This is a genomic window from Paraburkholderia sacchari (assembly GCF_000785435.2).
Lineage (GTDB): Bacteria > Pseudomonadota > Gammaproteobacteria > Burkholderiales > Burkholderiaceae > Paraburkholderia > Paraburkholderia sacchari.
This window is the reverse complement of the sequence record NZ_JTDB02000009.1, coordinates 170,094-195,681: the sequence shown is the minus strand read 5'-3', so window position 1 is coordinate 195,681 and position 25,588 is coordinate 170,094. Positions and strand designations below refer to the sequence as shown.

21 protein-coding genes, 1 tRNA gene and 5 pseudogenes are annotated in these 25,588 nt (G+C 63.3%); 19 read left to right on the top strand and 8 right to left on the bottom strand.

Annotation, left to right across the window (positions count from 1 at the left end; translation table 11 throughout):
* The first annotated feature begins 117 nt into the window (after positions 1-117).
* The 5 genes and pseudogenes from NH14_RS26855 (at position 118) to NH14_RS26835 (ending at position 4,090) form a co-directional block, all read left to right on the top strand.
* Positions 118-1,650 carry a sensor histidine kinase gene (locus tag NH14_RS26855; protein ID WP_084225672.1) on the top strand — a complete coding sequence of 511 codons (1,533 nt, stop codon included), beginning with the start codon at positions 118-120 and terminating at the stop codon, positions 1,648-1,650.
* Positions 1,651-1,653: 3 nt separating this feature from the next.
* Positions 1,654-2,101: pseudogene (locus tag NH14_RS26850) on the top strand (response regulator).
* A pseudogene (locus tag NH14_RS26845) lies at positions 2,094-2,720 on the top strand (sensor histidine kinase); the annotation flags it as partial. The pseudogenes NH14_RS26850 and NH14_RS26845, both read left to right, overlap by 8 nt.
* A gap of 111 nt (positions 2,721-2,831) precedes the next feature.
* Positions 2,832-3,767 (top strand): DnaJ C-terminal domain-containing protein, encoded by a 936-nt coding sequence (locus NH14_RS26840; RefSeq protein WP_035529670.1) that lies wholly within the window; start codon positions 2,832-2,834, stop codon positions 3,765-3,767.
* Positions 3,768-3,772: 5 nt separating this feature from the next.
* Complete coding sequence (locus NH14_RS26835) at positions 3,773-4,090, top strand: chaperone modulator CbpM (RefSeq protein ID WP_035529672.1); 318 nt, start codon at positions 3,773-3,775, stop codon at positions 4,088-4,090.
* A gap of 226 nt (positions 4,091-4,316) precedes the next feature.
* Here the strand turns inward: NH14_RS26835 and NH14_RS26830 are convergent, their stop codons facing one another.
* Entirely contained in the window at positions 4,317-4,478 is a 162-nt protein-coding gene (locus NH14_RS26830) for a hypothetical protein (protein WP_161790858.1), read from the bottom strand.
* A 933-nt stretch (positions 4,479-5,411) separates the two neighbouring features.
* Here NH14_RS26830 and NH14_RS26825 point away from each other — a divergent pair.
* Both NH14_RS26825 and NH14_RS26820 read left to right on the top strand, forming a co-directional pair.
* Complete coding sequence (locus tag NH14_RS26825; RefSeq protein WP_052148226.1) at positions 5,412-5,765, top strand: Bax inhibitor-1 family protein; 354 nt, start codon at positions 5,412-5,414, stop codon at positions 5,763-5,765.
* Positions 5,690-6,448 (top strand): P-loop nucleotide/nucleoside kinase family protein, encoded by a 759-nt coding sequence (locus tag NH14_RS26820; protein ID WP_244143492.1) that lies wholly within the window; start codon positions 5,690-5,692, stop codon positions 6,446-6,448. The genes NH14_RS26825 and NH14_RS26820 overlap by 76 nt, the downstream gene beginning before the upstream one ends.
* A 45-nt stretch (positions 6,449-6,493) precedes the next feature.
* On the opposite strand, the gene NH14_RS26815 is transcribed toward NH14_RS26820, so the two are convergent.
* On the bottom strand, positions 6,494-6,913 hold the full coding sequence (locus tag NH14_RS26815; protein WP_176329292.1) for a hypothetical protein: 420 nt from the start codon (positions 6,911-6,913) through the stop codon (positions 6,494-6,496).
* 527 nt (positions 6,914-7,440) lie between these two features.
* On the opposite strand from NH14_RS26815, the gene polX reads away from it, so the two are divergent.
* From polX to ald, 5 genes and pseudogenes are all read left to right on the top strand, one after another.
* Positions 7,441-9,198 (top strand): DNA polymerase/3'-5' exonuclease PolX, encoded by a 1,758-nt coding sequence (gene polX, locus NH14_RS26810; RefSeq protein ID WP_035529676.1) that lies wholly within the window; start codon positions 7,441-7,443, stop codon positions 9,196-9,198.
* Between the two features lie 289 nt (positions 9,199-9,487).
* A pseudogene (locus tag NH14_RS33680) lies at positions 9,488-9,616 on the top strand (ATP-binding cassette domain-containing protein); the annotation flags it as partial.
* A 233-nt stretch (positions 9,617-9,849) separates the two neighbouring features.
* On the top strand, positions 9,850-10,080 hold the full coding sequence (locus NH14_RS26800; protein WP_244143491.1) for a ChaB family protein: 231 nt from the start codon (positions 9,850-9,852) through the stop codon (positions 10,078-10,080).
* A 37-nt stretch (positions 10,081-10,117) separates the two neighbouring features.
* The gene (locus NH14_RS26795) at positions 10,118-10,603 is read left to right on the top strand and encodes an acyl carrier protein (protein WP_035529680.1); all 486 of its coding nucleotides are present in this window, start codon (positions 10,118-10,120) and stop codon (positions 10,601-10,603) included.
* A gap of 552 nt (positions 10,604-11,155) precedes the next feature.
* Entirely contained in the window at positions 11,156-12,271 is a 1,116-nt protein-coding gene (gene ald / locus NH14_RS26785; protein WP_035529682.1) for an alanine dehydrogenase, read from the top strand.
* Positions 12,272-12,346: 75 nt separating this feature from the next.
* On the opposite strand, the gene NH14_RS26780 is transcribed toward ald, so the two are convergent.
* Positions 12,347-13,459: a Glu/Leu/Phe/Val family dehydrogenase gene (locus NH14_RS26780; RefSeq protein ID WP_176329291.1), complete on the bottom strand. Its 1,113-nt coding sequence runs from the start codon at positions 13,457-13,459 to the stop codon at positions 12,347-12,349.
* 889 nt (positions 13,460-14,348) lie between these two features.
* Between NH14_RS26780 and NH14_RS26775 the strand changes: the two are divergent.
* The 7 genes and pseudogenes from NH14_RS26775 to NH14_RS26750 all read left to right on the top strand — a co-directional run.
* Positions 14,349-14,651, top strand: a pseudogene (locus NH14_RS26775) (DUF932 domain-containing protein); the annotation flags it as partial.
* A gap of 825 nt (positions 14,652-15,476) precedes the next feature.
* Positions 15,477-15,608 carry a c-type cytochrome gene (locus NH14_RS33920; RefSeq protein ID WP_269151858.1) on the top strand — a complete coding sequence of 44 codons (132 nt, stop codon included), beginning with the start codon at positions 15,477-15,479 and terminating at the stop codon, positions 15,606-15,608.
* Positions 15,609-15,657: 49 nt separating this feature from the next.
* Positions 15,658-16,236: a DJ-1/PfpI family protein gene (locus NH14_RS26770; RefSeq protein ID WP_035529686.1), complete on the top strand. Its 579-nt coding sequence runs from the start codon at positions 15,658-15,660 to the stop codon at positions 16,234-16,236.
* Between the two features lie 11 nt (positions 16,237-16,247).
* Entirely contained in the window at positions 16,248-16,646 is a 399-nt protein-coding gene (locus tag NH14_RS26765; protein ID WP_035529688.1) for a VOC family protein, read from the top strand.
* A 38-nt stretch (positions 16,647-16,684) separates the two neighbouring features.
* The gene (locus NH14_RS26760; RefSeq protein WP_035529690.1) at positions 16,685-17,023 is read left to right on the top strand and encodes a ribbon-helix-helix domain-containing protein; all 339 of its coding nucleotides are present in this window, start codon (positions 16,685-16,687) and stop codon (positions 17,021-17,023) included.
* Positions 17,024-17,334: 311 nt separating this feature from the next.
* The gene (locus NH14_RS26755; protein ID WP_035529692.1) at positions 17,335-18,210 is read left to right on the top strand and encodes a tyrosine-type recombinase/integrase; all 876 of its coding nucleotides are present in this window, start codon (positions 17,335-17,337) and stop codon (positions 18,208-18,210) included.
* Positions 18,211-18,231: 21 nt separating this feature from the next.
* Positions 18,232-19,401, top strand: coding sequence for an IS91 family transposase (locus NH14_RS26750; protein ID WP_035529694.1), 1,170 nt, complete (start codon positions 18,232-18,234; stop codon positions 19,399-19,401).
* 701 nt (positions 19,402-20,102) lie between these two features.
* Here NH14_RS26750 and NH14_RS26745 read toward each other — a convergent pair.
* The 5 genes and pseudogenes from NH14_RS26745 to fdhE form a co-directional block, all read right to left on the bottom strand.
* Positions 20,103-21,059: pseudogene (locus NH14_RS26745) on the bottom strand (tyrosine-type recombinase/integrase); the annotation flags it as partial.
* 37 nt (positions 21,060-21,096) lie between these two features.
* Positions 21,097-21,192: transfer RNA gene (locus NH14_RS26740), tRNA-Sec, on the bottom strand.
* A gap of 40 nt (positions 21,193-21,232) precedes the next feature.
* Positions 21,233-23,155, bottom strand: coding sequence for a selenocysteine-specific translation elongation factor (gene selB, locus NH14_RS26735; RefSeq protein WP_035529696.1), 1,923 nt, complete (start codon positions 23,153-23,155; stop codon positions 21,233-21,235).
* Complete coding sequence (gene selA / locus NH14_RS26730) at positions 23,152-24,609, bottom strand: L-seryl-tRNA(Sec) selenium transferase (RefSeq protein ID WP_152617197.1); 1,458 nt, start codon at positions 24,607-24,609, stop codon at positions 23,152-23,154. Before selA ends, selB begins: the two co-directional genes overlap by 4 nt.
* A complete protein-coding gene (fdhE, locus tag NH14_RS26725) occupies positions 24,606-25,547 on the bottom strand; it encodes a formate dehydrogenase accessory protein FdhE (RefSeq protein WP_035529701.1) in 942 nt (313 codons plus the stop codon). Before fdhE ends, selA begins: the two co-directional genes overlap by 4 nt.
* Between the last annotated feature and the right edge of the window lie 41 nt (positions 25,548-25,588).

Below are 25,588 nucleotides of genomic sequence, written 5' to 3'. Positions count from 1 at the left end.
TCGAGGCTCCAGCCGCGGCCAGAATGGATTAAATGCGGGGAACTGAATCGGCGGACGCGAAGACACGTTTCGCTGAGGAGCGAAGTCTTGCTAGTGTTTTCGGCAGTCAATTCGAAAATGGATCCGGAGATCGAATTGGAATTGAACAAGCCACTGAGCGGCCTGGCCCATGAGCTCTTCCGGCAGGTGGTGGAGGCCGCGCCCAACGCCATGGTGATGGCCGACCGCGACGGCCACATCATCCTGGTAAATGCACAGACCGAAAAACTCTTCGGCTACTCGCGTGAAGAGCTCCTCGGGCATTGTGTCGATATGCTTGTGCCGGAACGCTTCCGTGCCGCCCATTCCGGTTATCGTCATACGTTTTACGGCGACCTGTCGAGTCGCCCGATGGGCGTCGGCCGTGACCTTTTCGCCCGGCGCAAGGACGGTTCCGAGTTTCCCGTCGAGATTGGGCTCAATCCGGTCACGACCGATGAAGGAGTTTTCGTCCTGGCGGCCGTCGTCGACATTACCGAGCGCAGGCGGCTCGATGAGCGCTTCCGTCAGGTGGTGGAGGCGGCACCCAATGCGATGGTCATGGTGGACCACGAGGGCCGGATCGTCTTGGTAAACGCACAAACCGAGAAGCTGTTCGGTTACGCGCGCGAGGATCTCTTCGGAAAGACCATCGAAACGCTCGTACCGGAGCGCTTTCGCTCCGGGCATTACGAGTATCGAGCCGCCTATTTCGGCGATCTGAAGCCGCGTTCGATGGGCACCGGGCGTGACCTCTATGGCCTGCGCCGCGACGGCTCCGAATTCCCGGTCGAGATTGGACTCAACCCGGTCCGGACTTCAGACGAAGTCTTCGTGCTCGCTGCCATCGTGGACATTACGGAGCGCAAGCGTGCGGAGCAGGAACTCGTGAGCCGAACAGAGGAACTGGCCCGTTCCAATCAGGATCTCGAACAGTTTGCTTACGTCGCGTCCCATGACCTGCAAGAGCCGTTGCGTGCCGTTGCCGGCCCGTTGCAACTGCTGCAGCGCCGGTATCAGGGCCAGCTGGATGCGCGTGCGGACGAATTCATTGGACACGCCGTTGACGGTGCGATGCGCATGCAGACGCTCATCGATGACCTGCTCGCCTATTCCCGGGTAGGCCGGTCCGGAGCCACGCCCCAGCTGACCGAGTGCGCGAGGGCACTGGACCAGGCACTAAAAAGCCTGAGCGTCGGCCTGCTGGAATCCGGCGCGACGATCAATCGTGGCGAGCTGCCGACCGTGGTCGCCAATCCAACGCAGATCGTACTGCTCTTTCAGAACCTGGTCGGAAATGCCCTCAAATTCCGCCGTCGCGACATCCCTGTTCGGATCGACATCGAAGCCGTGCGTGATGGCAAGGACTGGGTGATCTCGGTGAGAGACAACGGGATCGGCATCGACCCGCAGTATTTCGACCGGATCTTCCTGATCTTCCAGCGCCTGCATACGCGCACCGAATATCCGGGTACCGGGATAGGACTGGCGCTATGCAGGCGGATCGTCGAACAGCACGGGGGGCGCATCTGGGTCGAGTCTGTTCCAGGCAGCGGGACGGCGTTCTTTTTTACGCTGAATGCGGGAACAGACGCCGCTCTTCAATATCATGAATCCAATCCGCGGGAGTAGCCCGTGCTTTCCGATGCAACGGACGACCTGATTCACATTCTCCTTGTCGAGGACAGTCCCACGGATGTCATGATCACACGTGAGGCACTTGACTATTACAAGGTCGCGAATCCGCTGCACGTTGCCGAGGACGGCGTGGCTGCGATGGAGTTCCTGCGCCGCGAGGGCAAGCATGGCGCCGCGCCCCGGCCTGATCATCCTCGATCTCAACCTGCCCAGGAAGAGCGGACGGGAAGTGCTCCAGGAACTGAAAGAAGATCCCGACCTCAAGCACATTCCGGTTGTCGTGCTGACCACGTCCAGGTCGGAGGAGGATGTGGCCGGGACATACGGCCTTCATGCGAACTGCTACATCACCAAGCCAGTCGATTTCGCCAAGTTTGTCGAAGTCGTGCATACCATCAAGGATTTCTGGTTTGGCGTCGTGACGCTAACTCCCATCGGATCATGAAAAGACCCGTATCGCGCGCGAGCTGCACGACGATCTGGGCCAGCAGCTGGCTGCGTTGAAGCTGGAAGTCTCCCGAATCGACAACCGCGCCGAAGCCGCCATGACGGCACTGGCCGGTGCGGATCTGCATAACATCTACACGTTGATCGATCAGCTCGTTGTGTCCGTGAGGCGAATTGCTACGGATCTGCGCCCCGCCATGCTGGACGATCTCGGTCTGATCCCCGTAGTCGAATGGTTCAGCGACCAGTTCTCAGCGCGATACGGGGTGCGCGTCATCCGCCAGATCGACGCCGATGACATCGATTTTCAACCCGAAACGGCGACTGTGGTGTTCCGCGTCGTACAGCAAGCGATGACCAATGTCGCCCGCCATTCGGGCGCGACCGAGGTGATGCTCAAGATCGTGCGGGACGGGCCGAACTGTATCGTGAGCGTCGCAGATAATGGTCGAGGCTGCCCGAGCGGCAAGCGTCCTGCACGGAATTCGTTCGGCCTGCTGGGCATGCGTGAGCGCGCCGCGGCGCTCGGTGGTGAGCTGCGGATACAGACAGCACCTGGGCAGGGATTTGCGCTATCCGTTTCGTTGCCGCTTGCGGAGGGCTCGTCGGCAGGATGAGCAGCAGGTGCGTCAACTCCGCGCCATACTCATGTAGAGTCGACCCACGGAAAATGAGCGGTATCGCCCAAGCGCATTGCTGTTCCCACCCAATATTGGCATGTTCTCCAGATGAAATACAAAGACTACTACGCGATCCTGGGCGTGGAGCGCACGGCGGCTCAGGACGACATCAAGCGTGCGTATCGTAAGCTCGCGCGCAAATACCATCCAGACGTCAGCAAGCATACCGACGCGGAGGACCGTTTCAAGGAATTGGGCGAGGCCTACGAGGTGCTGAAGGATCCGGAAAAGCGCGCCGCCTACGATCGCATGGGCACTCACTGGCGCGCCGGAGAGGACTTCCAGCCCCCTCCGAACTGGGATGAAGGTTTCGAATTCAGCGGCACGGGCGAGCACCCCGCCGCGCATGCTGACCTCAGCGATTTCTTCGAAGCGATGTTTGGCGGTACACGGGCGGACCATATGCGCCCCTCGCATGCGATGGGGCAAGATCACCACGCCAGGGTGTTCATCGAGGTCGAAGATGCCTATCGAGGAGCACAGCGCTCGATTTCGCTGCAATTGCCGGCCGTCGATGCACAGGGCCATGTCACACTGCAATCACGTACATTGAACGTTTCCATTCCGAAGGGCGTGCGGGCTGGGCAGCACCTGCGGCTCGCAGGCCAGGGCGGGGCCGGAGTTGGAAGGGGACCGGCCGGGGACCTCTACCTTGAAATTGCGTTTCGCGAGCATCCACTCTTTCGCGTCGATGGATCCGACGTCTTGCTCGACTTGCCGGTGGCGCCCTGGGAAGCGGCGCTTGGCGGGCACGTAACAGTGCCGACGCCCGATGGACGGGTCGAAATGACTGTTCCAATGGGTTCGGCGGGCGGCAGACGCTTGCGGCTCAAAGGCAAAGGGATTCCAGGGAATCCGCCCGGGGACCTGTACGTGATCTTGAACATCGTATTGCCGCCGGCCGACAGCGAGGCGGCCAAAGCGGCCTACAACACGATGCGGCAAGCGTTCAGCTTTGACCCGCGTGCGCGATTTTATGGGTAGCTACTATGAAAAGCTCTGAAGTGACCTGGCTGGCAGGCCAGATCGTCGATGATGACGTCGAGTTCACGCTCGTCGACATGAGCCGGATAAGTGGCGCATCGGCAGAGGAAATAACCCTTTGGGTTGCTGAAGGCGCCTTCGATCCGAAAGGGGCAGGGCCGCAGGAATGGCGATTCAGCGGCGCTTCGCTGTGCCGCGCACGCACCGCTTTTCGGCTGGCTCGCGACCTTCAGATCAATGCACCGGGCATTGCGCTCGCGCTCGATCTGCTCGACGAAATCGAGGCGTTGAAGACAAAATGTAAACGTAGGTCTGGCAACTGAATGGGGTCACATTAATTTCACCATGCAGGCGTGGACATGCAACGGTATAAGCAAAAAAGCGATGAGGCAGCTGACACTGGTATTGGCGGTCGATCAACGCCCGGAACCCGGAGCGCTGCGCAAAACTGGGCGAACTATACGCGTCCACGGACGGTGGTCGATTCGGTCCGTCCGTGAAGCTCGCCACGCGATACGCCTGAGATCCGCATTGTGCGGCAGATCAATCTCACTGCTGAACCTTGGTGAGGTTGCCGGCCCAATGCGGGGCATCGCTGTCCAAACACACGGTATCAGACGGATGGTCATCGAATACATGGTCACGCAAACCAAGCAGCGCCATACCGTTGACGATCGCCGCGATGGCAATGCCGCCGAGCACAAACGCCATGGTACGGATGCGCGCGAGATTGATGCCTGCACGCCGCGCGGCTTCCGATTAGATAACCTGAATCAAGTTGCGTGCAGGCAATGACCCGGCGGGCCAGGTTTTCCGCGTGCTGGTGACCCCGCTTGATCCGCACTTGACTGGAAGCGCGGTGTTCGAGTCACGAGTCACCAACACCCATTACCTGCTTCAAGGCACAGGCGGGAAGCGTTACCGGAGAGGCGCAGTTGCGAAGGCGTTGATGCAGGTCAAGCGCCGCGGCCCCGCCCGGCGGTCGAATGAGGTCAGCTGCGGCTAATCGCCGACGCCTCATCAAGTCAGCCGTCACCGGAGACACGATCGTGCGAAACCTCCCCATCACGCCGAAGATCACAGCTGCCGCCGCCGGCGGCCCCCCCGCAACATTCTGCTTTCGCTACCGCAGCGGCCGACGCCACCATCGGCTCTACGACGTGCTAATGACGCTGAACGAGCCCGGAGGCGCCTGCCATATCGAGGTTTGCCACGCGCTGCCGGCGGGTGCCGACCTTCCGCCGTTCGCAGCGGGCCGTCTCAATGCCGCACGCCTGACACGCGCGGTCGACCTCATCGGACTAGTCAAGCAAGTCACGGCGCGCGACCACACGAAATTGCAGCCAGGCCGTCTCGTGTTCGACGCGCACATGCAGTTACCCTGGCGGCCCGTAGGCGGCCCGGCAAGCGCGGGGGCGCAGCAAACGGCAAACTCAACCACTGCACGCCATGCGCCTTCGGCTTTTGGCGCCCTGCGCGCCAACGCTGTACCGTCCACGACGGCGAATCTTGCGCAGTCGCTTGCGCATCCGCGGGTTCGTTACCCGTTGCACGGGCTGGGGCGAGGCGCACGGCTGAATCGGCATGCCAGGGCTAGTTGACGCAAATGCATTTATGCCTCGATCGCGAACAAAAGGATTGACCATGGGAAACGACTTCGCCGGTCACACCGCGCCAGGAGACTTGCCACGCAGGTGGGAGGGGGGCAATTTCGGCCTTAGGCGCTATATGCAGCGCGTCTATAAGTACATGGCCGGAGGCCTCATGCTGACCGGCGTCATGGCCTACGGCGGGGCAGCGAGCGGAGTCTATACTGCGATAACCGCAACGCCCCTCTTCTGGATCGTTCTGCTCGCCCCGCTGGCCTTGGTCGTACTGTTGAGCTGGCGCATCGAGCGCATGAGCGCAGCCGCGGCGAAAATGTGTTTCTGGACCTATGCCGCTCTGGTTGGTCTTTCGCTTTCCGGCATCTTTCTCGTCTATACGTGGCGTGCATGACAGCCCAGATGCACCCCGTCATCGCCGCGCTCGACGCCAGCGTGCCGCAAGAGGCCGCGCTGCGCGCATGGTGCGAGGAGGAGCTGAAGCGCACGGCGCCGCGTTTTGCCGAACGACAAGCGCGGTTTTGTTTGTGCCACGGCGTTTCCGGTTCGGGGAAATCGCTCGCGAGCCAGGCGCTCGCGGAGTGGCTGGGCGCGATCCGCCTGTCGAGCGACGCCGAACGCAAACGCCTCGCCGGCATCGCCGACGCGGCCCGGCTGCCCGCATCGGCATATACGGCTGGCCAGACCGATGCGATTTACGACACCCTTCGCGCGCACGCGCAAACGGTACTCGAAAGCGGCTATACGGCGATCGTGGATGCGACCTTCCTGCGCGAACGAAACCGGACAGCTTTCATCGCGCTCGCGAGACGCCTGGACGTAAGGGTCGTGATTCTCGATTTCACCGCAGACCGCGCCACGCTTTTTGCACGCGTGGCCGCGAGAGCAGCCTTGGGACGCGGTGCGTTCGATGCCGACACGGCGGTCCTCACCCTTCAACTCGCAAGGGCCGAGCCCCCTAAGCGCTGCCGAGCGCGCGCTGGCGATTCGATTCGACACCGGCGTCGAGCCCTCTGCTTACGAAGACGAGGCATTCTGGAGGCCGCTGCTGGCAACGATCGCAAACAGTCGTCGTGAACGCGATACCGCGACGCCCTGACGAACGTACGTGCCATCGCATGCTCAAGGGCAGCCGCGCGTCTGGTCACGCCCTTCACCCGAGGCAGGGTCGGTGTTAGCCGGGAACGTATGGCGCAGGCGTCGGACAAGCGCTTTTACGGTCGCCGCAGCGATCGCAACGATACACAGCAAGACGAACCACAATGCGAGGACGTATCCGATCAGTTGCCAGAACTCGCCCACGCGCTGTTGCATGACCCAGGTCTGGTACGACGCCGCATCGTCTGCCGCATTCGGGAACGAGGTGCGATACATAAAGAAGGCGATGCAGCGATCGCTGTCCGGCAGCGCCGCCGCAAGGCGTGAACCGGCCGGTATCGCGCGGACAGTTGCGCACTCGGGCGAGGCCATGCCCGCCACGACGTTCGCGTCGACCGGGAAGTCGTGAATCGCGCCGAGCCAGGTCGTGCCAATCGCGAGCATCAGGCAAATACACGCGCCACGAAAGCATCGCATTGGCCAACGGTGCCGATGAAGGCGGCCAGCTTTGTCCATCGGAAGTCTCCCATATGGCGTCCGCGTAGACGGCGACTCCGGGCATTCACGGCGCCGCCACCAACGTGTGCGCCCGGCGTGGCAGCTGTCGTGCGGAAAGCTTCCACTGCACGAGACGGAACACATGAAATCCTCGTCCACCGGCGATGCCATCAAATTGACGTCGGTCAATCGCATACTCCACAAGCAACGATGCCGGGTACGATAACGGTCTGCATCCTCCATGCCATGCCAGGTCGTTATACCGCGCACGAGGTGACGCCTCTTGTCTGGATCATCGTGTCTGCCCCGCTCCGCCCATTGACCTCGATCAATCACCTCCGCTCCTCCACTGGGAGGACACAGGCTGACCTGGATCAACGCTCCTGCGACGCCGCCGTGCATGCTGTGATGAAACCAGCCTGGGCACTTACGCGTTCAGCCATGCCCCGGTTTCAGCGAAACGAGTGGATCCCATGCCCATTCATAATGCCGACGTCGCGGAGGTTTTCAACGAGATTGCCGATTTGCTCGAAATTCAGGGCGGTAATCCATTCCGGGTGCGCGCGTACCGCAATGCGGCGCGATCGGTCGGCGAGCATGCACAAAACGTGCGGACGATGGTGGCCCAGGGCGCCGATCTGAAGGCTATCCCCGCGATTGGCGACGACCTCGCGCTCAAGATCCGGGAAATTGTCGCCACCGGTTCATGCTCCCTGCTTGCTAGCCTGCGTGCCCAAGTGCCGTCGGCGGTCACGGCGCTGCTGCACGTGCCGGGTCTCGGGCCAAAGCGTGTACGGCGGCTGTACGAACAACTACACGTGCAATCGCTGGAAGAGCTGGCGCAGGCCGCCGCGCAGGGCCGGATTCACACATTGCCCGGATTCGGCGCACTGACCGAGGCGCATATTCTCGCGAACGTCCAGATGCGCCTCGACAAATCGCGCCGCTTTCTCTTCGCGCAGGCCAGCGAGCGCGCACAACCGCTGCTGGCCTGGCTCGCCGCATCTCCCGACGTGGAGCGCGTCGAGGCGGCTGGCAGTCTGCGGCGCCTGCGCGACACCGTTGGCGACATCGACATCCTCGCCACGTCGCGTAACCCGGCTGCGGTCACTCGGCAGTTTGCCGGCTACGAAGACGTGACCGAGGTGCTCGCGCAAGGGCCCACCCGCGCAAGTGTCGTGCTTCGCGGCGGCCTGCAGATCGACCTGCGCGTAGTCGAACCCGAGAGCTTCGGCGCGGCGCTCACCTACTTCACCGGCTCGAAGGCGCACAATGTGGCCCTGCGCCGCCTCGGCCAGGAGCGCGGCCTGAAGATCAACGAGTACGGCGTCTTCCGCGCGCAAACACGCATTGCTGGCGAAACTGAGGAGTCCGTTTATGCGAGCGTCGGACTACCCTGGATTCCGCCAGAGCTGCGCGAGGACCGTGGCGAGATCGAAGCGGCGCGCGACGCCGCATTGCCTGCGTTGATCGCGCACGTCGATTTGCGCGGGGATTTGCATGCTCATACCGTAGCCAGCGATGGCCATGCGTCGCTGCGCGACATGGCACTCGCCGCCCGCGAACGCGGCCTGTCGTACCTCGCCATCACCGACCACTCGAAGCGCCTTGCCATGGCGCACGGCCTGGACGCGGCGAGACTCGCGGCGCAGATTGACGAGATCGACCAGCTCAACGCGCAGCTAATGGGCATCACGCTGCTCAAGGGCATAGAGGTCGACATTCTCGAGGACGGCCGGCTCGATCTTCCCGACGCCGTTCTTGCGCGGCTCGATCTCGTTGTCGGCGCAATTCACAGTCATTTCGACCTTCCGCGCGAGCGTCAAACCGAACGCATCCTGCGCGCCATGGACCATCCGTGCTTCACCCTCCTCGCGCATCCAGGCGGCCGCCTGATCGACAGCCGCGACACCTGCGATCTCGACATGCTGCGCGTGACACGCAAGGCGAGAGAGCGTGGCTGTTTCCTTGAACTCGACGCCCAGCCCGAGCGTCTCGACCTGACGGACACGGCCTGCCGCATGGCGAAAGATCACGGTGTTCTGGTATCTATCGATTCCGACGCGCACAGCGCGGCCGAACTCGACAATTTGCGCTACGGCGTCAATCAGGCACGCCGTGGATGGCTGGAAAAAGCCGACGTGCTGAACACGCGTTCACTCGCGAGACTGCGCCCGCTGCTTGCGCGTACGATGCGCTCGTCCGCTCTCGAAATCCCGGAAAGTCGGTAATCGGGATCGGATCGTCTGCCCGGCCTTACAGAGACCACGTTTGCAATCCGTTCCGTCGCGCTCGATAGGAGGCATTGCGAAGTTGACGAACGTACCGTCGCGACCCTTTCGGCCTCGATCAATACCCACGCGTGGCGCAGCACCTCCTTAAGCCAGATCAACTGACGCCCGGCCGCGGCTGCCACCATGCAAGCCCCTCCCGCGCCGCCACAGTCCGCCATGTCTGCCCCCCGTCATCGAAACGCACGCACTTTGCCGTCGCTTCGGCGACGTTACTGCAGTCGATGCATTGACACGTTCCGTCGACGCCGGGGAAACCTTCGGACTGCCGGGGCGCAACGGCGCCGGCAAATCGACCGTCATCAAGATGCTCACGACCTTGCTGCCACCAAGCGCCGGCTCGGCTCGTGCTCGTCTTACGAAATGCGTCAACGAACGCATCGAATGCCGCGCACGGCAAGCTGCCTATGCCTGCGGCCCCGCTTGCCCCGCTCTGCCGAAAAGACGGCAACAACTGTCCGCACCAAATGGCGCCGCAATCGGCGCGCCCAGCGCTCGCCTGGTAGCGTATACACTTCAGTACCCGCCGAGGTCGCCGCAGGGCGTTGTGTGCACGCGAGCTCGAGCCTTTCCCTTGCTCCGATTGACGCCGTGCGCAAGCCACACCTCACCGCCATGCCTTACCCGACGAATAGCGACTTGCCTGTTGGCGTACGCAATCATTTGCCGCCGCACGCCCAGGACATCTTCAGGGCCGCGTTCAATCGCGCCTACGCCGACCACGCCCTGGACCCGCGCCGGGAGGAAGCAGCCCGCCGGATCGCGTGGGCGGCCGTAAAGCGCCTGTATGTGCGCGACGGGATGTACTGGGTGCCGCGCTAGACGATCCTGCCCCGCATCGCTTACGCCACTGCTCTCCATGAACACGCTCCCAGAAGACACCCACACTGCGCGCCTTCTGTGTCTCGTCGATACGCTCGCAGCGCAGTTGCACGCAGACGCACCGCATCCCGCGCGCGCTTCGATGATGACTCGGCTCGAACGCGATCTCGGCTTTGACAGCCTCGCGCGCGCCGAACTGGCCGAGCGGATCGAACAAACTTTCGCCGTGCGCTTGCCGCCCGACGCGTTTGCGGCCGTCACGCCTGCAGGCCTGCTCAAGGCAATCGAACAAGGCGCCGAGGCCGTGCCGTACGAGACCATGCTGCCATCCCTGCCGCTGTCCGAAGCGCGATACGAGCCCGCGATTGCTGTCCCCGAGCAGGCCCAGACGCTTGCCGACGTGCTCGAAGATCACCGGCACGAAGCATGGGTCGACCACCTTGCCGTCGCGCACTTCGCGCGCATACCGAAGCTTCTGCAGGAGCACGCCCGCCGATGGACGTCGGACTGCGCCGTCAAGTAGATAACGAAGCCTTCCGGGCGCGACGTGAGACCGCCGATGGCCTCGCGCAGCATGTTCTCTGCGTTCGGCTGCTTACCGAACAACCAAACTTCGTCAACTGGCGTACCTACGCTCTTCTTGCCGCCCACCGTGTTTGAATCGGAGGCCACCACCTTCAACGTCGCGCCCATCGGGAGGTGCGTGATTGTCTTGACGGGTCTGCACCCGGAAGAGATCGTCGGGCTTTGTCGCAGTAAGCGTCGGGTATCAGCCCTTACCGCGACAAAACCCAAAGCGGCACACCGTCCTGTACCTCGCATACACGGAAACAGAACTCGCAGGCAACCCGCCTGGTCATGTAGACGTTATTCGATTTCCACCAGCAAACAGGCTGGAAACGCGATAGTTACCTGCGTTGCCTCACGGCCCGCCCGTCATGGCCATCCCGTAGCGACACGGGAGAGATGGGCACGCCCGGGAACGCTCCGACCGCGCGGATGTTTGATCCAGATCATCTTCAGCGATGACACAAATTCGAGAATTCGATCAAACGCTTTTCTACGGGGTGGCAACATGCAGATCGGCGTGCCTAGGGAAATCAAGAGCCAGGAATTTCGCGTGGGCCTCACACCCGCGAGCGTCCGCGAACTCGTGCGTCGCGGGCACAGCGTGCTGATCGAGACGCAGGCCGGCGCAGCGGTGGGCCTGCCCGATGCGGCGTACTCAGCCGCGGGCGCCATGATCTGCGGCGAAGCACGCGAAATCTGGTCGCGCGCCGACATGATCATCAAGGTCAAGGAGCCCCAAGCGGTAGAACGCAGCATGCTGCGGCCAGGCCAGATCCTGTATGCCTACCTGCATCTCGCGCCTGATCGTGAGCAAGCCATGTCACTGATCGCTTCCGGTGCGGTCTGCATCGCGTATGAAACCATCACCGCTGCGGGCGGCGGACTGCCACTCCTCGCGCCAATGAGCGAAGTGGCCGGCCGCATGTCAATTCAGGTCGCCGCCGCCAGTCTGGAGAAGCCGCATGGCGGCATGGGATTGCTGCTCGCCGGCGTGCCCGGCGTCGCACCCGGTCATGTCGCGATCATCGGCGCGGGTGTGGTGGGGACCAATGCATTGCAGATGGCAGTGGGCATGGGCGCACGTGTGACAATTCTCGATACCAACGTGGAACGGCTGCGCCAGCTCGATCTGATCTTCGGAAACCGTATCACCACGCTTAGTTCGAGCGCTCACGCCGTCGAGAAGACCGTGCTGAGTGCAGACGCCGTGATCGGCGCGGTTCTGATACCCGGTGCTGCCGCGCCCCGGCTCGTTACACGCGACATGATCGCTCGAATGAAAAAGGGGGCCGTTGTGGTGGATGTCGCCATTGATCAGGGTGGATGCTTCGAGACTTCGCACCCCACAACGCACGCACAACCCACCTACGTTATCGACGGCGTCATCCATTACTGCGTGGCGAACATGCCAGGCGCGGTTGCGCGAACGTCGACGTTTGGGTTGACCAATGCCACCCTTGGCCATGCAATCACGATTGCAGACAAGGGCTGGAAGCGCGCCATGGCCGACGACGCTCACCTGCGCGCCGGCCTGAACATTTGCGAAGGCCATGTCACTCACGAGGCAGTGGCGTGTGCGCTCGGTGAGCCTTATGTGCCTGCGCGCGATTTGCTTGGCTAGGGCGCCGGCCACAAACGCATTTTCGGGCAAACGCGGTTCGGCGACGTCACGAGCGACGCCGCAGGCGCGACACCGTCAGAAGGCACCCCAGCGCCGCAACGACATGGCCTTCGTGACCCGCGCAGTCGCCAGTTCAATCGCTGCCTCGCGCGGCAACTGGCCGTGCTCCGCCGCGGCCTCAAGCACTGCGCGCGTGTTCTCGCGCACCTTCGTTGCAATCGCATCGAGCGCCATCGCCTGGTTACCGCCAGCGTACTCAACGGCCGCGCAGATCACACCGCCCGCATTGGCGATGAAGTCGGGCACGCACAACACGCCCTTCTGATGGAGATATCCCTCGGCTGCGCGCGTGAAGGGAATGTTCGCGCCCTGGATCACGAGGCGCGTCTTCAGACGAGCCACATTGTCCTCCCGCACGACGTCAGGCCGAGCGGCAGGAATCCAGATCTCGCATTCGACGTCGACGACCGCGTCGCGCCCGGCCTTCTCGCCGCGCGGGTAGTCGACCACCGACTTGCCCTTGGTCTTCAGGTCGTCGAGTAACGCGAGATCGATGCCGGCCTGGTCCACCAACGTGCCGCCAGAATCGGCGACGCCGACGACAATCGCACCCTTCTGCGCGAGAAAATGCGCGGCATGGCGGCCCACTGCACCGTAGCCCTGGATCACCATGCGCGCACCTGCGAGTTCGAAGTTGCAGTACGGCACGGCGACTTCCGCTGCATGTGTCACTCCCCAGCCCGTAGCGCCAATCTGGTCCAGCGGGATACCGCCTAGTTCGCGTGGCAGCCCTACCGAGCGGCCAATCTCGTCCTTGATCCACGCCATGCACGTTTCGTCGGTGCCCATGTCAGGTCCGAAAATATAGTCGCGGACGTCTCCAAGTGCGCAGGCGAGGCCCCGAATCAGACGCTCTTTGCCCTCACGCGGCATTCGAGGATCGCCATAAAGCACGACCTTCCCGCCGCCGTGCGCGAGTCCCGCAGCGGCGTTCTTGAACGTCATCGCGCGTGCGAGGCGGACGCACTCCTCGGTACTGACATCGGGCGCCATGCGCAGGCCACCGATTGCCGGACCCACGGCGACGTTGTCGACAACCAGTACAGCGCGAAGACCGATTGATGCGCCGTGGACATGGATGATCCTGGTGGGCCCCAATTCGTCCGCGAAACTGAATATGTCTTTCATCGTTCATCTCCCACGCCATCGCGACGAATCGCTGCACGCACCGTCGTCTAATGGCGCGAATTATCACTACGCTATCTGTCGATGTGCACCGCTTCGCCTGCGTCGTCCCTCTTAATGAACATAAGACGTGGTAAAGCCCTTGCGCTTGATCCGAGTCAACCTCGTGATCCGGAGCAACTCGCTGGTTAGCCGGATCGTCGGTCGGCATCTGGAGCCTGAGAGTTCATCAGTTGCACAGTCCGATTCAGCAACATCCGTTCAAGTGCGCGAAGCCACCGCCGTCAGCAATCCGCCACATTGCTGACGTGGAACCCAGGCCGCCCAAATGGTGGGTTTGGCCGACAAGCTGTATTCAGCCTCGCGTCGGCAAATGGCCGCTGGTCGTGGTTGAACAGCCGCAGATCCCGCGGCGGCCCTAACGACGGCAGATGGACTACAGGGATGATTGAAGACAGCGAGCTGTCGCGGTATGAACCGGGCAGCGTGCCTCGTTCAATCCCGTCCCGGTCACCAAGCCGCGGCACAGCCATACCCCACTGTCTATTTCGGTATCGCGATCAACCACATCGCCGTTGGTCCTGCGTCAAACCCTGCCCGGTCAACCCGAGGCACGGCATGCACCCCGCTCCCAGCGCCCCGCCCTTGACCCGCGACCGTAGCCGATAGCGGCCACGCATCAAGGGGCGAGGGACCGTGTTGCCCGCACCCCTCCCTCGCCTTTTTCCTTGACGCCTGCCCGCTATCGGCTCCTCGAGTCGCACGGGCGGGAACCAGGGAGCCAGGCGGCAGCAAAGCCAACCCCGAGTTCCACCGGAAAATGTCCGGCCGCAACGGCAAACCACATTCCATCGCCCGGTTCAGGTCCTCAACCTTGACTGTGGAGACTGCCATGCAACTCGCTTCCTCTTTCCATTACGGCTCCCCGATGCTGCGCGCTGACTCGCCGCTTTCAGACGATCAGATCCGGCGCGTCGCCCCGTCCATCTTCGCTGATGGCAAGCACGAAAGCCGTTCGGAATGTTATGCCTATATTCCGACCATCGACGTCCTGCGCGGTCTTCGGAACGAAGGCTTCCAGCCGTTCATGATCTGCCAGACCCGCGTGCGCGATCAGGGCAAGCGCGAATTCACGAAGCACATGCTGCGGCTTCGCCATGCTGATCGGATCACTGGAGAGGAAGTTGATGAAATTGATCCGCGAGCAGCAAGACGGCATGCGGGCTGTGACGCTCGACCGTGATGAACAGCACACGTTCGGAGAGGCAGGGAAATAGTTCGACTACGCCCTGTCTCTTACTCCACTAAAGATTCGTGCCAGGTGGGTCTACCTGTAACGGGCGGTGGATCGGGCCGGCCAGACGGTGGACTTCGCGCTCCTCCAAACTACGACCCAAGCTCGCGTCGACTGTAATAAGTCTCACCCCATTTTTTGTCTAGCAAACCGTGAGATTAGTGCAACGCTGCCTGGCGAGGATACGGCGGGGCTACCGTTCACATGCGGCAAACGGTTGATCCCTTATCGGCCCATGAGCATTGCCCAGCCCGTCCGTGAGTGCGAAACCCGTCTGCGACGTCATTCTCGCGAATGATAGAAGTTCCGCGACACGCGCCTGATCGGCCGTCCCTGATCGACCCGGAGCTGCCGATTGACGAGACTGGGTATGAGTCTGCTGTCGGCTTGCAAGCGGACGTCGAATGATGCAGACCACGAAGCCAGTCGTAGGCACCGACATTTGCAAGCGTCACTCCTTAAACTCAACCGCCCAAGCGATGTGTCCCGAAGCAATGATCCTCCACGCGGTCAGGTGAATCTTTTTTATACATCTACACCATCAGCGAATGCCTACATGGTGCAAGCCGAATGAAGTTCGTCGAGGGCGGTCGCCTTCGGCGGTGACGTTGCGTGGACATGGAAGATCGGTGAAATTCCTGGCCGGCATTTAGCCGCGTATTACCTGTTGCACTGCGTCAGTTGCTACATTCCCTCACAACGGCCGCTAGCCAGAGCGCGGATTGCGTGGCCGGTACGCTGCACGTATACAAGAGCGGGCAGCGAAGCGGCGGCATGGCGCCGATGAACAGGCCGTTCAGCGATCAGGACATCGACAATCGCACCGCCTATATCACCGCCCTGCGCGCGCAGCAATAGCGCGTCCGTCTCGCCATTCCCCCCCATATGATTCGAGAGGAAACGAAACATGTCTAAGCGCATTCTCATCATTGCCGGCGATTTCGTCGAAGATTACGAGCTGATGGTGCCGTTCCAGGCGCTTGCGGCAGTCGGGCACACGGTGCATGTCGTCGCGCCCGACAAGCGCACGGGCGACATCATCCGCACCGCGATCCACGACTTCGAGGGCGATCAAACCTACACGGAAAAGCGCGGCCATAACTTCACGCTGAACGCTGACTTCACGTTGGTGAACCCCGCGCAATATGACGCGCTGCTCGTGCCCGGCGGTCGCGCGCCCGAATATCTGCGGCTTAACGACCAGGTGATTGCCTGCGTGCGCCATTTCACCGAAGCGAAGAAGCCTATTGCCGCCGTCTGCCACGGCGCGCAACTGCTGGCGGCGGCGAATGTCATCGAAGGCCGGCGCATTGCAGCGTATCCGGCCTGCGCGCCCGAGGTGAAGCTCGCGGGTGCACAATACGTGGCACTCGACTGGCCCGACGCCATCACCGACGATAACTTCGTCACCGCGCCCGCGTGGACGTCTCACGCGAATTGGATCGCGCAGTTCCTCGCATTGCTCGGCACACGCATCGCGCATTGAAGGAGCACCCCGTGGCCAAGCTCATTCACACGATGGTGCGGGTGCGCGATCTCGAACGCTCGCTCGCTTTCTATCACACGGTGCTCGGCATGGCGCCAATTCATCGGCTCGATTTCGATGATTTCTCGCTCGTTTATCTGCGCAACGACGAAGCCGATGGCGAAATCGAACTTACCTGGAACAAGGGTCGCGAAACGCCGTACGCGCATGGCGACGGCTACGGCCATGTTGCCGTCGTGGTTGACGATGCAAGCGCCGAGCGCGAACGCCTGCTCGGTCTCGGTTTCGCGACGAAGGATCTGTGCGAGTTCAAGAACGACACAGGCGAATTGCTCGCGCGCTACTTCTTTATCGAAGACCCTGACGGCTACAAGATCGAGGTACTGGAAAAACACGGGCACTATCGCTAGTCCGACACCCACTCGCGCGCAGGATGGAGATATACCGTATGTGCAATGTCTATGTGAACGCCGATCCGATCCTTTACGAATCACGCACGCGCGCGTTGCGCATTCATGGCGTCGTGACCACGGTGAGGCTCGAAAATCTCTTCTGGGACGTGCTCCAGGAAATCGCGAACTGCGAGAACATGACCACGACCCAATTCGTGGTGAAGCTCCACGACGAACTGCTCTCCTTGCGTGGCGAAGAGCCGTTGAATTTCGCATCGTTCCTGCGCGTGTGCTGTTTGCGCTATCTGTCGACGAGCGTTGCGCGCAGCGAAGCCGCTGGCGACACGCCGCGCAATGCTCCGTTTCAACCCAGAGTCGTGAAGGTTGCTGTATGAGGGATTTCCGCTCTCATTATCGAACTGATCGTCCCCGCGTCGCGCAGCCTTCCTCCAGCATCCAGACGGCACGAAGACGTGCCGGTACGGATTGCAAACCTGGATCGCAGGACGCCTCCGGGGAGTGACCGTAGCGGGACAGCAAATGGACGATCGAGCCGAGATCGCGACTGTCGCCTTCTGGCCGGTGGACTAAACCGCTCGCGCGGTAGGGGCTACGGTCCGACGCTGGAGGTCAGGGAGAGGCCGGTCACGCGGCTTTATGTTGGCGAATGAGGCAATCCGCCTCGTTCTTCAACAGGAGCCGAATCATGACCTCCTTACCGGCAAACGCCAGCCCACTACGCCAGCGCATGATCGACGACATGCGCATGCGCCAGCTTGCCCCGAAGACGCAGGAGAGCTATCTGCGCATCGTGCGCGAGTTCGCCCGGTTTCTCGAGCGCTCGCCCGACATGGCCACCGTCGAGGACCTGCGGCGCTACCAGCTCTATCTGGTCGATCACGGCACCTCACCCGTCTCACTGAACCGCGCGATCACCGGCCTGAAGTTCTTCTTCACCGTCACGCTCGACCGGCCCGAGCTGATGGTCAGGATGCAGCCGGTGCGCGTGCCCCGCATATTGCCCGTCGTGCTCAGTCCCGATGAAGTGCGGCGCCTCATCGAGGCGGCCGGCAACCTGAAGCACCAGACCGCGCTGTCGGTCGCGTACGGCGCGGGGCTACGCGCCAGCGAAGTGGTCGCGCTGAAGGTCACCGACGTCGACAGCGAGCGCATGACACTGCGTATCGAGCAGGGCAAGGGCCGCCGCGACCGCTACGCGATGCTCTCACCTGTGCTGCTCGAGCGTCTGCGTGTGTGGTGGCGCGTGGCCCGCGCGCAGGGCAAGATGCTCGATGGCGGGTGGCTGTTTCCCGGGCTCGATCCGCTCGATCAGCTGAGCACGCGACAGCTGAACCGCGCCATTCATGCCGCCGCCGAGGCCGCACACATCGACAAGCGTGTGTCCATGCACACGCTGCGCCATAGCTTCGCGACACACCTCCTTGAACAGAAGGTGGACATCCGCGTGATCCAGGTGCTGCTCGGCCATGCGAAGCTCGAGAACACCGCGCTTTACGTCCAGGTGGCCACCGACCTGCTGCACGAGGTCACCAGTCCGCTGGACCGTCTGCCTCCCGGGTAGGCCCGCGCGCTGTAGCGCCTCATGCTGGAGGTTGCGGACATCTTCCGCAGCCACGGGCCAGCGTGGCGGGCCACAACGCACCTGAGCCTGGGGCAGCTGAAGGTCATGTCAGCCATCGAACGGTGCCGCACGGCGGCACTGGGCGGGCATGTGCTGCGCTGCTCAGGCTGCGCAAGAACAGAGGTGTCCTTCAACTCGTGCCGGGACCGGCATTGCCCGAAGTGCCAGGCCAGCGCCGCACACCGCTGGCTGGAGGCACGCCAGGCCGATCTGCTGCCCGTCGAATACTTCCACGTCGTCTTCACGCTTCCCGCGCCCCTCAGTGCGATCGCCTGGTACAACAAACGGATCATCTACGGCCTGCTGCTCGACATTGCCGCCGACACGCTGCGCACGATCGCCGCCGACCCCAGGCATCTCGGCGCGCAGATCGGGGCCACGCTCGTACTGCACACCTGGGGCTCGGCACTCACGCATCATCCCCACGTGCACGGCATCGTACCGGGCGGCGGACTCTCGCCCGATGGCGAGCGCTGGATCGCCTGCCGGCCCGGCTTCTTCCTGCCGGTGCGCGTGCTCTCACGCCTGTTTCGCCGACGCTTCCTCGAAGCGCTCGAAGTGGCCCACCGGCATCGCCAGCTACAGTTCTTCGGCGAGTACACCGGGCTCGCGGACCCCGCCACCTTTGCCCGGTGGCTTGCGCCGCTGCGTACCTGCGAATGGGTGGTCTACGCCAAGCGCCCGTTCGCCGGACCGAAGGCGGTGCTCGAGTACCTCTCACGCTACACGCACCGCGTTGCCATCTCCAACCAGCGCCTCGTCGCCTTCGATGAGCGCGGTGTGACGTTCCGCTGGAAGGACTACCGCGCGAAGGGACCCACCCGCTACAAGACCATGACCCTCGAAACCGGCGAATTCATGCGCCGCTTCCTGCTTCATGTGCTGCCCGGCGGCTTCCATCGCATCCGTCACTACGGGCTGCTCGCCAACCCCGTGCGCCGCGCCAGGCTCGCCAGGGTGCGCGATCTGCTGCACGTCGCACCCGGGATCAGCCCGTCACCGGACGACGCCACCCTCGAAACCCGGCCCGTCTTCATCTGCCGGCACTGCGGCGCACCGATGATCGTCGTCGACATCCTCGCGCGCAGCGCCCCGATCCGCGCACCGCCAATGCGCCGGGAGCAGACATGAACTCCACGGTTCCCCGACATCCGAACCGAGCGTCGGCTTTGCGGCAACGCGGCCCACGAGTGGACGTTTGCGCGTGTCGCTTCTCGAAGCGCTTCGCCCGCCCGCCTCATCATCTTGAATGCACGACTGCACCGCTTCGCTCTGGCGTTAGCGACGGTCCGGCACACCGCCTGAACGCGCCGCATCCGGCACCGCTGAGCATCCCGGCCTATCAATCGCCATAGCCGCGAAGACTTCAAGCGCTTCGGGGCACTCCGCGGTTTCCTCCATCGAGGCTTATTCGACGCCTGCCCACACGCGCGGCGGCACCGTCACATTCCTGTGGCCGATGGCAGGCATCGAATAACCCTTAACGACACTTGCCAGTCCTCCTGCACGCGTGCGCTACAGGGCCGCGTGTCGCGCGTCAGACTGCAGACGATCAAGCCCGCTGAGGAAAACCCGCAAGTTGATCGCTCCATCTTTCACGCGGCACAAAGTTCGATCCGTCGGCGTGATGGTCTGCCGTGTAGACACAACCGCGCAAACCTCGCGCGGACCGTCAGGCCAAGCCATGTCCCCGAACATCGATTGCAGCGTGCGGGTAAAATTGCGGGTAAAAATCAACCATCTCACTCTGCAATGAGCCTTTGGGCTCCGTACCGCCATGCTTTTCACGATCCCGAGTTGATTCTAAACCACAACTATGCAGCGAACGCATGTTATGCAGCCGACGCCATCATCGCAGTGCCCTCTCTCTTTTCGCCGCAGTACCTTCCCCAGTCCTCCATCATCAGGCGCCGACGCTCGAGCTGGTCGCGACGCCGGTAGGCCGCCACTGTCTGCGATACGATGACGTGTGCCAAGGCTTCCTCTGCGAGCGAATCGGGATAGTCCGTACATTCGGCAACCCAGTCGCGGAACGTCGACCGGAAACCGTGTACGGTGATTCCGTGTCGCGACATACGTTTTAGAAGCATTAGTATCGCCATGTTCGACAACGGACGCCCTTCCTTGCAGCCCGGGAATAGATAGCCGTATTTCGCCTTGGGCAATGCGCTGCGCACGATCTCGACAGCGCGGTCACAAAGCGGTATGCGAAGCGGCCGGCCGCTCTTGGTACGGTCGCCAGGCATTGACCATGTGCGGGCGGCGAGGTCAAACTCCTCGGGCCGCGCAAAACGCACCTCGTTCGTGCGAGTCGCGGTGAGGATCAGCAGATCCAACACCCGTGCAGCACGCCGCGGACGTTGTTCAAGCTCGTGGATAAACGCAGGCAAGTCCTCCCAGGGTAGTGCCGGGTGATGGTTCACCTGCGAACGCTTCTTCGACCGCGGCAACACGAGTTGCAGATGATCGACGTATCGTGCCGGGTTGCTGCCGACGCGATGACCCAACATCGTCTCAGCGTCGAGAATCGCCTTGATGCGGCCGCGCACGCGGCGCGCAGTCTCCGCCTTCTTGGTCCAGATGGGCTGAAGAATCCGCACGATCATCGCGGTGTCAATGTCGCGCAGCCAGACGTCACCGATTACTGGATACGCGTAGGTCTTGAGCGTGTTCCCCCACTGCTGGACGTGCTTGCGATTTCACCACTGGGGTTCATGCGCACGGATAAACGCTTCAGTTGCTTCCCGAAACGTCACGTTGGCGTCCGGCGATATATCGAGCAACTGTCGGAACGGAAGAAGCCGGAATGGCCCGGAAGGCCCATGATGGCGGAAGGCAGACAGAGTCGAACTGTCCCGGGAACGGCTGACGTCCCCAACTGGGTTTGAAGCCCAGCCGCACCACCCGATACGATTGCCTTCCATTGCACAACGATGAACAAACAACGAACGCGAACTGCGCATCAAACCCAATCACGCATGCGGCTATCGGGCCTCAACACATGTAAATCGCGTTGAAACCGAGTATATCCAACGCGATCGAAGAACTCCAGAATCTGGATCGCGCGCTTGCGCCCAAGTCCCGCCGCATCGCGAAACGCCGCCGCGCTCACACCTTGCGACTGCGGCGCTTCGGCCAATTGCGCCACGAGATGCGCTAGCTCGTGAATCACGTCGCGATCGTAGAACAGATCCCGCACGACCTGATACAGCCTGCCGAGCCGCGCCAGTTTGCGCAGCAGCGCGCGCACCTTTTCTTCGGACTCCCGTACTTCGCGGGCCAGGTCGCGCACCCAGGGCGGGTCGTATCGTCCTTGCGCGAGCAGCGGCAGGAGTCGAGCGGCGAGCGCTTCTTCACCGGCATCGAGCGAGACCGCATGCGAAGGCAGATGCAGCCACGGCCCGCTGCGCGAGATACACCCCGCGTCGATAAGCGCGTCCACGGCCGCGCGCCAGATCTCGTCGCTTGCAAGCGGCGCCGCCATGCGCCGCAACCGCGCGGCGTCTGGTCCCTGCTCGTCCGGTGTGCGCGCATGGAAGTCGCCCAGCAATTCGACGATGCGCGCCGCGAGCCGCGTCCAATGCCTGCGCGCGAGCACGACGGAATCGGCGGTCCGTCCTTGCGGCGCAATCGCAACGGCGTCGTCGGGCAGCGCGAGCGTGTCCGCGTCGAAGCCGGTCAATTGCGCGAGCGTTGCACGTGCGACCCCATATGGCGCCTGTTCGATCAGCGCGTCGATCCGGCCTTCATCCAGCCAGGTGCATAGCGCATCCAACCACGCGCGCCGCTCCGGCGTGCGCCGGCGCCGCGCGGGCCCGAACGGATCGAGCACGCGCCCGCCGCCCACGGTTCGGCTCGCCTGCGCGTTGCGCACGATGAAGCGGTCGCCAGGCATCGCGTGCAGCGGCGCTTCGAAAACGAGTTGCACGCGGGCTCGCTCCCCCGCTGCGAGCGTATCGCCTTCTAGCAGGGCCACATTCGCCACGCGATGCATCGTGCCCAGATGCACGTGCAGCGGCGACCAGTGTTGAAGCGTGATGCCCGCGTCGTCGAGCAGTTGCAGTTCGACGTCCAGACGCGTCGCGGGCTGTGCGAGCCGTGCATCGACGATCCAGTCCCCACGCGAAATCTGCTCCCGCTCCACGCCATGAAGGTTGAGCGCGCAACGTTGTCCCGCCTGCCCTGCTTCCGCGGCGCGATTTTGCGCATGGATGCTGCGCACCCTTACCGGCGCCCCCGCCGGCACAAGCAGCAAATTCTCGCCAGTGCGCACACGCCCTGAGAACACCGTGCCGGTCACGACCGTGCCCTGTCCCGTCAACGTAAAGACGCGATCCACAGCGAGCCGAAACAGGCCGTCGTCGCGGCGTGCATGCCAGTGCGCGGCGCGCTCGCGCAACCAGGCATCGAGTTTTGCAACGCCCCGATCGTCCGGCTGTGTCGCCCGGGTTTCGAAACACGGCACGCCAGCCAGCGCGGTCGGCGCGAGCCACGCGGCAATGTCCGCGCGCACTTCGGCGAGGCGCGCCGGGTCCACGCGGTCCGTCTTGGTCAGCGCAATCGCGCCGTGCGTGACGCCAAGCAGTTGCAAAATCGCGAGATGCTCGCGCGTTTGCGGCATCACACCATCGTCGGCGGCGATCACGAGCAGCGCGAAGTCGATACCGCACGCGCCGGCCGCCATGGTGTGCACGAGCTTCTCGTGCCCCGGCACGTCGATGAAACCGAGCACGTCGCCGTTCGCGAGCGGCGTATAGGCATAGCCGAGCTCGATCGAAATGCCACGCGCTTTTTCTTCCTTGAGCCGGTCTGTATCCACGCCGGTGAGCGCGCGCACGAGCGTGGTCTTGCCGTGATCGATATGCCCCGCCGTGCCGACGATCACAGGCGCAGCTCCGCGAGTTGCGCGACGAAAACGGCTTCGTCGGCGTGTTCGAGGCAGCGCAGATCGAGCCGCAGCGCATCGTCGGCAATGCGGCCGATCACGGGGCGCGGCAACCCACGCAACGCACGCTCCAGCTTGAGCAATGAGCGGCCGCTGCCGCCCTTGCCGCTGTGGCGCACGACCAGACCGTAGCCCGGCAGCACATCGACCGGCAACGCGCCGCTGCCGATCTGGCTGAACATCGGCTCGACGCTCACCGCATAGCCATCGCCGAGCGCGAGCTGCAATGGGGGCAGCACGCGCTCGGCCGCTTCGTGCATCTCGCTTGCGGGACGCGTGAGCAGCCGCAGCGTCGTCAGGCGCTCGCGCAGGAATTCGGGCGCCTGGTAGAGCTTGAGCACGGGTTCGAGCGCCGCGAGCGTGAGCTTGCCCACGCGCAACGCGCGCTTGAGCGGATGCTTCTTGATCTTCGCGATCAACTCCTTGCGCCCGACGATCAGCCCGGCCTGCGGGCCGCCCAGCAGCTTGTCGCCGCTGAAGGTGACGAGATCGGCGCCCGCTTCGATGGTGGCGCGCACGGTGGGCTCGGCCGGCAGGCCCCACTGCGTGAGATCGGCTAGCGTGCCGCTGCCGAGATCCACCGCAACCGGCAAACCATGGCGCTGCGCGAGCGGCGCAAGCTCGTCCAGCTCGACAGTCTTCGTGAAGCCGCTAATCGCATAGTTGCTGCAATGGACCTTCATCAGCAGCGCGGTGCGCGCGCCAATAGCGGCTTCGTAGTCCTTCAGATGCGTGCGATTGGTCGTGCCCACCTCGCGCAGTCTCGCACCTGCGCGGCTCATGATGTCAGGAATGCGAAACGCCCCGCCAATTTCCACGAGTTCGCCGCGCGACACGATCACCTCCTTGCGTGCGCCCAGTGCGGAGAGCGCGAGCAACACCGCCGCCGCATTGTTGTTCACGACGGTCGCCGCTTCGGCGCCGGTCAGTTCGCAGATGAGTTCGTCGATCAGGTCATCGCGGTCGCCGCGCTTGCCGGTGGCCAGATCGAATTCGAGGTTCGCGGGCTGCGTGAGCGCCTGCACGACGGCGCGCACGGCAACGTCGGGCAGCAGCGCGCGGCCCAGATTCGTGTGCAGCACCGTGCCGGTCAAATTGAATACCGTGCGCAGATTGTTTTGCGCTCGCGCCACGAGCGCCCGATCGGCATCGGCAAGTACGCGCTCGATGGAAAACGGCGCCTGCGAGTCCGCCTCGATCACGAATGTGCCCGCCTGCGCCTCGCGCCGCCAGCCGTCGAGCGTCGCGCGGATGGCCGCGAGCACCTGCGTGCGTCCATGCTGCGCGATCAGCGCCTGTGCGTGCGGCGAGGCAATCACGCGCTCCACCGCCGGCAGTTGCGCAAGCAGTGCATTCAGCGCGCTGTTATCGACCTTCTCGTTCGCCCCCATCATTGCTCGGCCGGCGCTTCGGGATAGAGCAGCGGATTCGCACTCGCGCGCCGGTAGCCCGCTTCGCTCATCAGCAAGTCGAGCGTGAGGCTCGCGAGATCGTCGGCGAGCGGCTCGAACTCGAGGTCCTTCTCCTGATAGCCGATCTTGCGATACGTATGGCATTCGTCGCACGATTCCGCTTTCAAAGCCGGATTGCCGCCTTCGATGCCGTGATACGCAATGCCTTTCGTCGAATCGCAGTTCGTGCACTTTACGCGCACCACATGATTCTCGGTGCCGCACAAGCTGCATTGCACGTAGCGATAGCCCTGGAATGCGCCGCCCACGCGCACGATGCTCGCAACCGGTTGCACGCCGCATACGGGGCACACGCCTGGCGCATCCACGTAAGGCACGTCTTGCACGCGCAGGCGGGTCGCGAGGTCGGTCCACACCACTTGCAGCGCCGCCATGACGAAGGGCGCCGTGGCCGGTGCGACTTCCGCGTGGCGTTGCGCGAGCAAGGCATCGGCTTGCGCGTCGAGTTCGGCGTCGCTCATCGCACGCAGCGTGTCCAGCACTTTCGCGAGCGCGGGCGTGACCGCGCCCGCCGCTTCCACGCGATCAGCGAGGCGGCGCAGCACCGCGCGCCATTGCGGGTCGCGTTCGGTACCGAGCGCGGGCAGGATCGGCATCGAATGGCGCTGCGCATGGGCAATCGCCTCTTGCGGCGGCATTTGCGCTTCGAGGTGCGCGAGCGCCTGCTGCTGCGCATCGACGAGCACTGCCATCAGGCGCACATAGCCGCCGATGGGATTACGCTCCGCCAGCTTGCGCAGGCGCGCGGCGCGTTCGCTGAAATGCGTCGCGCGCTCGGGCAGGCGGATGCGCGGAATCGCGGAGGGATCCTGCGCCTGGATCTGCTCGGGATCGAGAATGCGCTGCGTGGGTTGCGTCACAACGAATCGCCTCCAATAACAAAAAGCCGCCGCGCCCTTGC

Coding starts and splice junctions, on each gene's coding strand:
- NH14_RS26750 (WP_035529694.1), top strand. CDS start 18,232: ATGCTGGAGGTTGCGGACATCTTCCGCAGCCACGGGCCAGCGTGGCGG.
- NH14_RS26830 (WP_161790858.1), bottom strand. CDS start 4,478: ATGGCGTTTGTGCTCGGCGGCATTGCCATCGCGGCGATCGTCAACGGT.
- NH14_RS26835 (WP_035529672.1), top strand. CDS start 3,773: ATGAAAAGCTCTGAAGTGACCTGGCTGGCAGGCCAGATCGTCGATGAT.
- NH14_RS26780 (WP_176329291.1), bottom strand. CDS start 13,459: ATGAAAGACATATTCAGTTTCGCGGACGAATTGGGGCCCACCAGGATC.
- selA (WP_152617197.1), bottom strand. CDS start 24,609: ATGATGGGGGCGAACGAGAAGGTCGATAACAGCGCGCTGAATGCACTG.
- NH14_RS26815 (WP_176329292.1), bottom strand. CDS start 6,913: ATGCTCGCGATTGGCACGACCTGGCTCGGCGCGATTCACGACTTCCCG.
- polX (WP_035529676.1), top strand. CDS start 7,441: ATGCCCATTCATAATGCCGACGTCGCGGAGGTTTTCAACGAGATTGCC.
- NH14_RS26855 (WP_084225672.1), top strand. CDS start 118: ATGGATCCGGAGATCGAATTGGAATTGAACAAGCCACTGAGCGGCCTG.
- NH14_RS26795 (WP_035529680.1), top strand. CDS start 10,118: ATGAACACGCTCCCAGAAGACACCCACACTGCGCGCCTTCTGTGTCTC.
- NH14_RS26825 (WP_052148226.1), top strand. CDS start 5,412: ATGGGAAACGACTTCGCCGGTCACACCGCGCCAGGAGACTTGCCACGC.
- NH14_RS26840 (WP_035529670.1), top strand. CDS start 2,832: ATGAAATACAAAGACTACTACGCGATCCTGGGCGTGGAGCGCACGGCG.
- NH14_RS26770 (WP_035529686.1), top strand. CDS start 15,658: ATGTCTAAGCGCATTCTCATCATTGCCGGCGATTTCGTCGAAGATTAC.
- ald (WP_035529682.1), top strand. CDS start 11,156: ATGCAGATCGGCGTGCCTAGGGAAATCAAGAGCCAGGAATTTCGCGTG.
- NH14_RS26755 (WP_035529692.1), top strand. CDS start 17,335: ATGACCTCCTTACCGGCAAACGCCAGCCCACTACGCCAGCGCATGATC.
- NH14_RS26760 (WP_035529690.1), top strand. CDS start 16,685: ATGTGCAATGTCTATGTGAACGCCGATCCGATCCTTTACGAATCACGC.